Source organism: Pseudomonas sp. xss_4 (assembly GCF_043104125.1).
GTDB lineage: Bacteria > Pseudomonadota > Gammaproteobacteria > Pseudomonadales > Pseudomonadaceae > Aquipseudomonas > Aquipseudomonas parafulva_B.
The window spans coordinates 49307-56906 of the sequence record NZ_JBICKJ010000061.1 but is presented as its reverse complement, the minus strand read 5'-3'; the positions used below and the strand labels follow the sequence as shown (position 1 = coordinate 56906).

Below are 7600 nucleotides of genomic sequence, written 5' to 3'. Positions count from 1 at the left end.
AACCCAGTGGGAGCGGCCTTGCGCCGCGATGGGCCGCGCAGCGGCCCCGGTGATCTTCATCCGATACCTAACGGCACAGTAAACTCAGCAACAAGAAAGGGCTGCCAGGCAGCCCTTTCACACAGGTTATAAAACCTGCATCAAAACCCGACACCTCCGGTGCCAGGTCCCGACCCTCTCAGCCATAAACCGGATAACGACGGCACAGCGCAACCACCTGCTCACGCACATGGTGCCCCACCTCGTCACTGCGCCCGGTTTCCAAGGCATCGAGCACATCGCACAACCAGCCCGCCACCTGCTCGCACGCCTCGACATCGAACCCACGGGTGGTCACTGCCGGCGTACCGATGCGCAGCCCCGAGGTCACGAACGGCGAACGCGGATCGTTAGGCACCGAGTTCTTGTTGGCCGTGATATAGGCGCTGCTCAAGGCCGCATCGGCTTCCTTGCCGGTGTAGGGCTTGGCCGACAGGTCGATCAGCATCATGTGGTTGTCGGTCCCGTCCGACACGATCTTGTACCCGCGCGCCTGCAACACTTTGGCCATGGCCCGGGCATTGGTTACCACCTGGGTCTGGTAGCTGCGAAATGCCGGCGACAGCGCTTCCTTGAAGGCCACGGCCTTGGCCGCGATCTGGTGCATCAGTGGGCCGCCCTGGACACCAGGGAACACCGCCGAATCGAGCTTCTTGTAGAAACTCTCGTCCTGCCCCTTGGACAGAATCAGGCCGCCGCGTGGGCCGCGCAGGGTCTTGTGGGTGGTGCTGGTGACCACATGGGCGTGGGGCAGCGGGTCCGGGTATTCGCCAGCGGCAACCAGCCCGGCCACGTGGGCCATGTCCACCCAGAAGATGGCCCCGACCTTGTCGGCGATGCTGCGCATGCGTGCCCAGTCCTTGTAGCGCGAGTAGGCCGAGAAACCACCGATGAGCATCTTCGGGCGGGTTTCCAGCGCGATGCGCTCCATCTCGTCATAGTCCAGAAAGCCCGTCTTCGGGTCCAGGCCGTAGGGCACGATCTTGTAGTGGCGGCCCGAGAAGTTGGCCGGGTTGCCGTGGGTCAGGTGCCCGCCCTGGGCCAGGTTCATGCCCATCACGGTGTCGCCTGGCTGGATCAGCGCCAAAAACACCGCCGCGTTGGCCTGGGCGCCAGCGTGGGGCTGCACGTTGGCGTAGTCGCAGTTGAACAGGGCCTTGACCCGCTCGATGGCCAGGCTTTCGGCCACGTCCACGTATTCGCAGCCACTGTAGTAGCGCTTGCCGGGATAGCCCTCGGCGTACTTGTTGGTGAGCACCGTGCTCTGGATCTGCATCACCAACGGGCTGGCATAGTTCTCCGAGGCGATCAGCTCGATGTGGTCTTCCTGGCGATTCACTTCGTTGCGAATCGAGGCGTGCAGCTCTGGATCGAAGGCGTTGAGGGTCAGCGTTGAGTCGTACATGTATTAAGCGTCCTTGTTCTGAATCAGGCTTGGGATGACAGCAAGCGGGTCACGCGTGAAGCGATGTCGTCGATCTGCGCCTCGGAGCAGATCAGTGGCGGCAGCAGGCGCACGGTGGTACCTCGGGTGACGGTGATCAGCAGGTGTTGCTCGTCCCGGGCCCGGTCCACCAGTTCGGCGCAGGGGCGGTTGAGCTCGATGCCGACCATCAGGCCCAGGCCGCGCACCGACACCACCTCAGGGTGCCCGGCCAGCGCCAGTCGCAGGGCCGCCAGCAAACGCTGGCCCAGCACCGCAGCCCGCTGCGGCAGGTGATCGCGCTGCATGATGTCCACCACCGTGCAGCCCACGCGGCATGCCAGCGGGTTGCCGCCGAAGGTGGAGGCATGGTGGCCAGGGGAGAACAGCTCGGCGGCCTTGCCACGGGCCAGGCACGCGCCGATGGGGAAGCCATTGCCCAAGGCCTTGGCCAGGGTGATGACATCGGGCTCGATGCCGGCGTGCTGGAAGCCGAACCAGGTGCCGGTACGGCCCATGCCGGTCTGCACCTCGTCGATCATCATCAGCCACTGGTGCGCGTCGCACAGCTGGCGCAGCGCTTGCAGATAGCCCGCCGACGCCGGGTGCACACCGCCCTCGCCCTGCACGGGCTCGACCAGCACGGCCACCACGTTGGGCGAGTTGGCCGCGACCTGGCGCACGGCCTCGATGTCATCGTAGGGCACGCGGATGAAGCCTGGCATCAGTGGCTCGAAGCCGCGGTGAACGGCCGGGTTGCCGGTGGCGGCCAGGGTTGCCAAGGTGCGCCCATGGAAACTGTTTTCCATCACCAGCACCTGGGGTTGGGCGACGTTCCGGGCCGTGGCGTGCAAGCGCGCCAGCTTCAGCGCGGCCTCGTTAGCCTCGGCGCCGGAGTTGCAGAAGAACGCCCGCTCCATGCCCGAGAGCCGGCACAGGCGCTCGCCAAGCTGTTCCTGCCACGGGATACGAAACATGTTGGTGGTGTGCAGCAGCACGTCGGCCTGTTCGGCCAGGGCCGAGGCGATCTCGGGGTTGGCGTGCCCCAGGCTGGTCACGGCCACCCCGGCGATGGCGTCGAGGTACTCGACCCCGTGCGAATCCCACAACAGGGCGCCCTGGCCCCGGCTGAACGCAACCGGTTGGCGGGCTGAAGTGTGCATCAGGTAAGCGGGAGCAGCAGACATTGCAGGTTTCCTGTACAGAGGGGTCAGTGGCTGGTGGCCAGCGACGGGGTGGCTTCCTGGTGCGGCGCGGCATCGGCCGTGGGCCAGTAGTAGGCATCGGGCATGGCGCGGGCGCCGAAGATCGCCTGGCCGACGCGCACCACCGTGGCGCCCTCCTCGATGGCCACTTCGAAATCACCCGACATGCCCATCGACAGCTCCTGCAACGACACCCCTTCAGGCGCACTGGCGCGCAGCCGGTCGCGCAACTCGCGCAGCAACACAAAGCACGGGCGTACCCGCGCGGCGTCGGCCGAAAACAGCGCCAGGGTCATCAGGCCGCGCACACGCAGCGCCGGGAACGCTGGCAGCGCTTGCACAAATGCCGCCACGTCATCAGGCACTAGCCCGTACTTGCTGGCTTCGCCCGAGGTGTTGACCTGGACGAACACATCCATCTGCCGCCCTTCAATGCGCAGGCGGCGGTCCAGCACCTCGGCGACCCGCAGGCTGTCCAGCGCCTGGAACTCGCTGGCAAAGCGCGCCACCTGCTTGGCCTTGTTGGTCTGCAGGTGGCCGATCACCGACCACTGCAAGTCGTGCAGGTCGGCCATGGCTTCCCACTTGCGCTGGGCCTCCTGCACCTTGTTCTCGCCCAGCAGGCGGCAACCGGCGGCATAGGCCAGGCGCAGGTGCGCTTCGTCGAAGGTCTTGCTGACCGGCAGCAGGCGCACTTCGGCCGGGTCTCGCCCGACCCGCTCGCAGGCCCGGGCGATGCGCTCATGCACGGCGGCCAGGTTGCGGCGAAAATCCTCGACGGTGTTGGCCTGCGGGTAGCGGCCGTGGCGCGCATGCAGGGTGGTGAGGGCTTCGGCGTACTCGCTCATCAATTTGTCGCTCCTTTGGTGGGCACTGCTGCCGGTTCTGCCTGAACGGCCTTGGCCCGGCGAGGCAGGCGACCGTTGAGCACGGCGTAGGCCACAAGGCCGATCACCAGCCCCCAGAACGCACCGCCGATACCCAGCAGGGTGATATTGGCCGCACAGGCCAGGAAGGTGATCAACGACGCCTCGCGCGCTTTTGCATCGAGCATGGCATTGGCCAGGCTGCCGCCGATGGTGCCCAGCAGGGCCAGCCCCGCCAGGGTGGTGATGAAGGTAGCCGGGAAGGCCATGAACACCGCCGCCAGGGTCACCCCGAAGATGCCCACCAGGATGTAGAAGATGCCGGCGGCCACACCCGCCACCCAGCGCTTGGATGGGTCTTCGGACGCTTCCTTGCCGGTGCAGATGGCGGCAGTGATGGCGGCGATGTTGAAGGCGTGGGAGCCGAACGGCGCCATCAGCAGCGAGCCCAGCCCAGTGATGCCGAGGATCGGGTTGGCACTGGTGCGGAACCCGTCGTTGCGCAACACCAGCATGCCGGGCATGTACTGGCCGGTCAGGGTGATCAGGAACAGCGGCAGCGCCACGCTCAGCAGTGCGTTGAGCGAGAACTCGGGGCGTGTGAACACCGGCGTGGCGAATTCCAGGGACAGCCCAGCGAAATCGACCCGCCCCTGCATCACCAGGTAGACCAGCCCCAGTACCAGGATGCCGACCACCGCATAGCGGGCGCTCAGGCGCTTGAACACGATGTACGCCCCGATCAGCAGCCCGACCAGCAGCGGGTCGACGCTCATGCTGGCGAAGGCGCCGATACCGAACTGCAACAGGATGCCGCCCAGCAGGCCTGCGGCCACCCCTGGCGGAATCAGGCGCACGGCTTTTTCGAAGTAGCCCGACACGCCCAGCAGCACGAAGGCCACCGCTGACACCATGTACGCTCCCACCGCCTCGGCGTAGGGCGTGGTGGCCAGGGCCACGATCAGGAACGCCGCCGCCGGCGTGGACCAGGCGGTGATGATCGGCTCGCGGCTGACCCAGCTGAGCAGCAGCCCGGTCACGCCCACGCCGATGGACACCGACCACACCCAGGAGGCGGTCAGATCGGGGCTGAGCCCTGCGACCTTGGCAGCCTGGAACACCAGGATGAAGGTGCCGCCATAGTTGACGATCACCGAAATGAGCCCGGCCACCACCGGGTGCAGCAGGTCCTGCAAGCGCAGGGGCGAGGGGGTACGAGTAGATGACATAGGTCTTGGCTCCTTGCTAGACGCTGTATCCGGCTGCGGTAGGCAGTCATTTATAGCCGCAGATTGGCTGGTTTTACCCCGACGCTTCGCCTAGGCAGACCAGACCACTTTCAGTGCACTCAACCGTACCTGCGGGCGAACGCCCCCATGAATTCGCAAAGGGCGGCCACCGCTTCGACGGAGATGGCGTTGTACAGGCTGGCGCGGATACCGCCGACGCTGGCGTGGCCCTTCAGGCCATGCAGCCCGGCCGCCTCGGCCTCGCGCAGGAAAGCCGCTTCAAGGGCTTGATCGGCCAGCCGGAACGGTACGTTGTTGATCGAGCGATAGGCCGGCTGCACCGGGTTGCGGTAGAAGCCGTCGCTGCCGTCGAGGGTTTCGTACAGCAGGCTGGCCTTGGTCTGGTTGCGCTGGTGCAGCACCTGCAAGCCCCCGCTGCGCTTGATCCACTGCAGCGTCAGGCCGGTCAGGTACCAGGGGAAGGTGGCGGGCGTGTTGAGCATCGACTGGGCATCGCTGATGCACCCGTAGTTGAGGATGTCCGGAGTGAACCCATGGCAGCGGTCCAGCAGCGCCGGGTCCATGATGACCACCGTCAGCCCGGCCACGCCCATGTTCTTCTGGGCGGCGGCATACACCAGGCCATGGCGGGCGATGTCGATGGGCTTGGACAGCAGGCTCGAACAGGCATCGCACACCAGCGGCGCCTCGCTGGCAGGCGGGTCGGCGAACTGCACGCCATGCACGGTCTCGTTCTCGGTGTAGTGCAGGTAGGCAGCCTTCGGGTTCAACTGCCAGTCCTCGACCGCCGGCACCCGGTCAAAACCGGTACCCTGGGCACTGGCGACCACACGTACCTCGCAATACTGGCGCGCCGCCTCGATCGCCTTGCCCGACCACAACCCGGTGTGCAGGTAGTCCACGCTGCCGTTTTCACCGGCCAGGTTCATGGGCACCTGGGCGAACTGCAACGAAGCGCCGCCCTGCACGAACAGCACCCGATAGTGCGCCGGCACCTCCAGCAGCTCGCGCAGGTCGGCCTCGGTTTGCTCGGCAATGGCGCGGAAGATGGGCGAGCGGTGGCTCATCTCCATGATGGACATGCCCGTGCCGGCAAAATCGTGGAACTCGTCGTACGCCTGGTTGAGCACTTCCAGGGGGACTGCGGTGGGGCCTGCGCTGAAATTGTGTGACCGTGCCATGGGGGGTGGACTCCTGTGCGTGAACGCGCCGACGCGGTGAATACCAGGCCTGGCCTGGCTGGCGAAGGCCGGAGTCTACGGATAAACTGGCCTGCCCTTACCTGCCAGTTCATGGATGGAGAGCAGACCACATGGCGAAGACCTTCGCGCTGGACACCCTGAAGATTCGGCTCAACGACGCCGAATTTCAGCTGCTGGACCTGCACCAGCGCATTCAGCGCGCCTTGCGTGCGTTGATCCTGGATGGCGCCTTGGGCCCGAGCCTGAAACTGCCCTCCACCCGTGTGCTATCCAAGTCCCTGGGTTGTGCCCGCGATACCGTCGAAAACGCCTACGTGCAGCTGCACCGGGACGGTTTCATCGTGCGCCGCGGCGGCGCGGGCAGCTACGTGTGCGACACGGTGGGCGCCGAATTGCGCGGGGCCGGGCCACGCCGGCAACGCACGCAAGAGGTGCGGCGCAGCGTGGTCGCGCCCGGCGCCGAACTCAGCCAACGCGGGCGCATGATCTTCGAGACCGGTGGCGTGCGTGACCAGCAAGTGATCAAGGCCTTCGCCACCGGCCTGCCGGAAACCCGTAGCTTCCCCACCGACGTCTGGGAGCGGCTGCAACGCCAGGTGGTCAAGGACTACCGCGCCAGCGTCCTGCTGCACGGTGACCCACAAGGCGCCGAACCCCTGCGCAAGGCCATCGCCACCTACCTGAACCTCGAACGCGGGGCCACGTGCACACCCGACCAAGTGCTGGTGCTCAGCAGTACGCGCCAGGCGTTGTACCTGTGCGCGCAATTGCTGGTAGATGCCGGCAAACCCATCCTGCTGGAAAACCCTGGCTACTACGGCGCCCGCAAGGCGTTCGCCATCGCCGAAACCAAGGTGTTGCCCATCGACGTGGACGAACGGGGCATCCGCACCGACCTGCTGTTCGCCGACCGCAGCGGCGCCAACTGCGTGTACGTCACCCCCTCGCACCAGTACCCCACGGGCGCGACCCTGCCCCTGGAGCGCCGGCTGGAGCTGATCAACTGGGCCGCACAAAAAGCCAAGTGGATCATCGAGGACGACTACGACAGCGAGTTTCACTACGACGGCCAGCCCACCGCCTGCGTGCAGGGCCTGGACCGGTACCAGCGCACCCTGTACATCGGCACCTTCAGCAAGACCCTCTACCCTGGCCTGCGCATGGGCTACATCGTGCTGCCGCCCGAACTGGTCAAGCCCTTCGCCTATGCCCGCAGCATGATGGATGGCCACACCCCGCAGGTCTTGCAGTTGACCCTGGCGCGCTTCATGGAGGACGGACACTACAACGCCCACGTGCGCGCCATGCGCAAGTTGTACGCCGGGCGCCGGGCGGTGATGCACGATGCCATCGCCAAGTACCTGAGCCCGGTGGTCACCGCCCACCTGCCGCCAGGTGGCTTGCAGATCCCCTGCCTGCTCAAGCCAGGCTGGTCCGAAGAAAAGACCATTCGCCAGGCGGCCACGGCCGGCGTGCAGCTGTCGGGCCTGAGCAGCCTGTACTTGGGCGAGCCACAGAGCCATGGCTGGCTGCTGGGGTATTCCTCGCTCACGGCCTATGAGATCGAAGCAGCCATGCTGCGCCTGGCCAACGCCCTCAAGCTTTGAGCGCCGGG

The 7600-nt window shown here is 66.1% G+C and carries 6 protein-coding genes; 1 reads left to right on the top strand and 5 read right to left on the bottom strand.

Features of this window, described 5'->3' with window-relative positions; translation table 11 throughout:
• Positions 1–178: 178 nt before the first annotated feature.
• The 5 genes from glyA to serC all read right to left on the bottom strand — a co-directional run bounded on the left by glyA (position 179) and on the right by serC (position 5964).
• Entirely contained in the window at positions 179–1444 is a 1266-nt protein-coding gene (glyA, locus tag ACF8GB_RS11085; RefSeq protein ID WP_078477975.1) for a serine hydroxymethyltransferase, read from the bottom strand.
• A 23-nt stretch (positions 1445–1467) separates the two neighbouring features.
• Positions 1468–2649, bottom strand: a complete 1182-nt coding sequence (locus ACF8GB_RS11080; protein WP_392527037.1) for an aspartate aminotransferase family protein — start codon at positions 2647–2649, stop codon at positions 1468–1470.
• Positions 2650–2672: 23 nt separating this feature from the next.
• The gene (locus ACF8GB_RS11075) at positions 2673–3515 is read right to left on the bottom strand and encodes a YggS family pyridoxal phosphate-dependent enzyme (protein WP_392527036.1); all 843 of its coding nucleotides are present in this window, start codon (positions 3513–3515) and stop codon (positions 2673–2675) included.
• Positions 3515–4762 (bottom strand): benzoate/H(+) symporter BenE family transporter, encoded by a 1248-nt coding sequence (locus tag ACF8GB_RS11070; RefSeq protein ID WP_078477972.1) that lies wholly within the window; start codon positions 4760–4762, stop codon positions 3515–3517. The genes ACF8GB_RS11075 and ACF8GB_RS11070 overlap by 1 nt, the downstream gene beginning before the upstream one ends.
• A gap of 119 nt (positions 4763–4881) precedes the next feature.
• Positions 4882–5964 carry a 3-phosphoserine/phosphohydroxythreonine transaminase gene (gene serC, locus ACF8GB_RS11065; RefSeq protein WP_392527035.1) on the bottom strand — a complete coding sequence of 361 codons (1083 nt, stop codon included), beginning with the start codon at positions 5962–5964 and terminating at the stop codon, positions 4882–4884.
• A gap of 131 nt (positions 5965–6095) precedes the next feature.
• Here serC and ACF8GB_RS11060 point away from each other — a divergent pair, with 131 nt between their 5' ends.
• Positions 6096–7592, top strand: a complete 1497-nt coding sequence (locus ACF8GB_RS11060; protein ID WP_196185697.1) for a PLP-dependent aminotransferase family protein — start codon at positions 6096–6098, stop codon at positions 7590–7592.
• The last annotated feature ends 8 nt before the right edge of the window (positions 7593–7600 follow it).